This window comes from Vibrio sp. V23_P3S9T160 (genome assembly GCF_963886625.1).
Classification (GTDB): Bacteria; Pseudomonadota; Gammaproteobacteria; order Enterobacterales; family Vibrionaceae; genus Vibrio; species Vibrio anguillarum.
Window position 1 is genome coordinate 1 of record NZ_CAWPDB010000070.1, and the last position, 3,403, is coordinate 3,403.

Annotated in this window: 3 protein-coding genes; 1 reads left to right on the plus strand and 2 read right to left on the minus strand. The window is 40.7% G+C overall.

The annotated features are described in order from the left end of the window. On the plus strand, positions 1–274 hold a 274-nt coding region (locus AACU59_RS03965; RefSeq protein WP_337247335.1), incomplete at its 5' end, for a transposase. Between the two features lie 379 nt (positions 275–653). On the opposite strand, the gene AACU59_RS03970 is transcribed toward AACU59_RS03965, so the two are convergent. Further along, positions 654–1,784 carry an AAA family ATPase gene (locus tag AACU59_RS03970; RefSeq protein WP_094167549.1) on the minus strand — a complete coding sequence of 377 codons (1,131 nt, stop codon included), beginning with the start codon at positions 1,782–1,784 and terminating at the stop codon, positions 654–656. Between the two features lie 104 nt (positions 1,785–1,888). Continuing rightward, positions 1,889–3,403, minus strand: a 1,515-nt coding sequence (locus tag AACU59_RS03975) for an Ig-like domain-containing protein (RefSeq protein ID WP_202598868.1), incomplete at its 5' end; no start/stop codon positions are given.

Below are 3,403 nucleotides of genomic sequence, written 5' to 3' on the forward strand. Positions count from 1 at the left end.
GTTAATACCACCTCGAAAGAATGCAGCACTTTGGGAAGATGGGCATCCCAGAAACGAAGCGGTAACAGCGCTGAAAAATGGGGCAATAGCGGAATGGAAAGCCGAGTCTGGTTATCACTATCGCTCAATATCTGAGACTGCAATATCCCGATATAAGGGACTCACAAGCGGTAAACTGAGCTTGAGATGTTACAACGCTCAAGTGGGCGAAATCATGGCGAATGTCAAAGCTATAAACAAAGTCATAGGACTAGGTATGCCCGTAAGAAGCTAACGGCTAGTCATATATGGTGTTATTGTTCTTCAAGCTGATTTGATCAACAACGCCAATTTAAATAATAAAGTATAACGGAAACACTTACTAACAATATTAATTTAGCTCATTTTAAATTAGCAGTATAAGGCTATGTATGCAGTAGCAACACTGTTTGCATAATGCGCTATCGGTTCCTTATTTTACTTTTAAAATCTATAACTCACGACATAAATTAAAAGTGGAAATATTATTATTTAACCAATTTCACCTAGTGAGGGGCTGATCGTTGCCTTTATCGAAGTTAATGCTACGCTAGTTGAATTGATGGAGCATCTTAAATAAGATGACTTCCTCGGATAGATAAATATTTCGCACATAAGGATAATATGCGAAATATTTAATCTGGCCAATGCCAATTAGGCGCATCTAATATTCCCTGCCCCTTTACAAAAGTCTGGCTATTCTGTTTTTCTAATTCAATGATTTTACAATCAGAATGCTTTTTTAGTATATCGATTAATGGCTGAGAATGTGAAATCACCCAAATTTGTGAATACTGGGAAGCATAAAGGATTAACTTCACTAAAGCAGGTAAAACATCGGAATGAATACTATTTTCTGGCTCATTAAGCACCATTAATGTTGGTGGACGTGGCGTTAATAGAGCCGCTACCCACAGAATAAAGCGTAATGTGCCATCGGATAACTCAATGCCGGTGAGCGGCCTTAACAAGCCTTTTTGATGAAAAGCTAATGAAAATAACCCCTCATCATTCCATGATACCCCTAACTTACTACCAGGAAATGCGTGATCGATTATTCGGTTAAGGGTTTCATAATCACCAATTTCAATAATGGTTTGGATCGCCGCAGCAACATCACTGCCGTCATGACTAAGGACCGTTGTTCTTGTCGCGAACTGCGGTATGCGGGCTGGAGCAGCGGCATCCGTACGAAAATGATCATAAAAACGCCAATTTCGGATCATTTCACGTGTCTGGAAAATTTCGGCAACGTCCATTGGATTGGAAAAAGAATCAAAAATCGTATCATAATTAGGGATATATTGAGTTATAGTGTGCCACCCTTTATTATTTCTTACCCTTAGTACTGGTCCTTTGCGTTGAACAGAACAGCTTACAAGACGGTAATGTGGCCCACTAAAAATACACTCATGTTTAATTTCAGGATCGAAGTCAAAAGCACTCTGGTATGGAACAGGCTTGCCTAATGAAATCGTATAACCTAAGCCATCCGTTGAAAACCCAAGCTTTAATCTTGAGCATTCCATAGTGCTACTATAAGATAATTTTTTTTGAGAACCCGCCCAAAATGCAGAAGATAACCCTCCTTCACTTATCAGTGCATTATTAACTCCATTAGTGGCGCTATTCGCCAATAACCTTAACGCTTTATATAAATTGGATTTACCGCTACCATTAGGGCCTGTAATAATATTTACAGTATTTAATGAAATCGCTAAACTTCGGATGGAACGATAATTGGTAATGGCTAGTGTTTTAAGCATATATTACTCGGATGATAAAGTTACTTTCGTATCAGACAAAATAAATGATCATAATCTAGTAGTTGGAAAAAGCCGAGCGATAACGCTCGGCAAGGAAAGAAAATTTAATCAACACAAGAGGCGTAACCAACTTGTCTAGTTCCCTGTGTCTGTGTGCTAGGTGTGACATCTAAAGTGATAATATCGACGAAAAAATCTATATTAGCAGCCATATCTGCTTGATCTGTCCAATACCAATAACTAGTGTCCCATCGATAGATTAATACTTCTTTAACACCATGGATTGACCGAATCTCAGTCGGGGTCGGTAATCTTTTTCCTGAACTTTTACAAAAATTCACTGCCTCGGAGTGTGACAAATGAACGCTCTCTGGGGCATAAAACGTTAGACCACCTACTTTGATCTCTGATAACCTAAACGAGGTATGAATGCCCTCAGTTTTACCATCAATACTTGCCGACATATAAATAGATTCTTTGTAAAAATGTGTGATCTCTACTTTCGCTTTGCCATCAGCATCTGTCTCTATATCTTGATCAAATTTTGGAAAATTAGTACTTCCTGATGCTTCAAATCTAACGGTATAGTTTGGCAATGGATCACCTTTACCATCAACGACAGTAGCAACGACTATATTCTTATCCTTTCCATTTGACTGCGCATTATTCTGAGTCACTTCAATTTTTTGTAGAACAGCATAAACACTAAAGTCCACATTAACCGTTTTAGAATCAGCGCCAAAAGTCGCGGTAATGGTTTTTCTACCAGAACGTGAACTCTTAATTTTAACTACTGCCTTACCGCCAATATCTGTCGTGACACTGCTATTACTCAAACTCGCATCACCTGTCACTGCAAAAGTAACAGATTGTCCTACAACCGGGTTACCGTATGCATCCTTCACCGTAGCCGTTACACTATTAGCATCACTGCCATTCGCGAGTTGATCATTAGTGTCGACAGTAAACCCTGTTAACGCTGCCGTGGTAATATCAGCAACGAAAGTCACCTCTACGCTCTTCGTCTCACCATTGAAACTCGCCGTAATCGTCGCTTTACCCGCTGTTTGGCTTGTAATTTTGACTGTTGCCTTACCGTCGGTATCTGTCGTGATACTCTCACTATTCAAACTCGCGGTACCGTTTGTCACTGCAAAAGTAATGGATTGCTCTGGGACTCGGTTACCCTGAGCGTCGGTTAAGGTCGCAACCACGCTATTCTTAGCAATCCCATCCGCCACGCTATTATTGTCACCAATCACAAGCCCTGCATTCGAGTTGTTCAGACCCGCGCTCGTATTGTCAGCAACAAAAATTACCTCTACCTCCTTCGACTCACCATCGTAAGTCGCCGTAATCGTCGCTTTACCCGCTTTTAAGCTAGTGATTTTGGCTGTCGCCTCACCTTCGTCGTTAGTCTCCACTGTGTTATCGAGTAATGTCGCCTCACCTGTCACTGTAAAAGTAACCGATTTGCCTGAAATTGGATTACCGTTTGGATCCTTCACCGTGGCCGTAACACTGTTCTGATCACTGCCGTTCGCAGGTTGACCATTGGTACCGACTGTAAACGCGGTTAATACTGCCTTGGCACTGTCAGCAACAAAAATTACCTCTAC

What these genes read in the sequence shown, in the direction of transcription:
- AACU59_RS03970 (WP_094167549.1), bottom strand. Translation starts at nt 1,784, where the DNA reads ATGCTTAAAACACTAGCCATTACCAATTATCGTTCCATCCGAAGTTTA.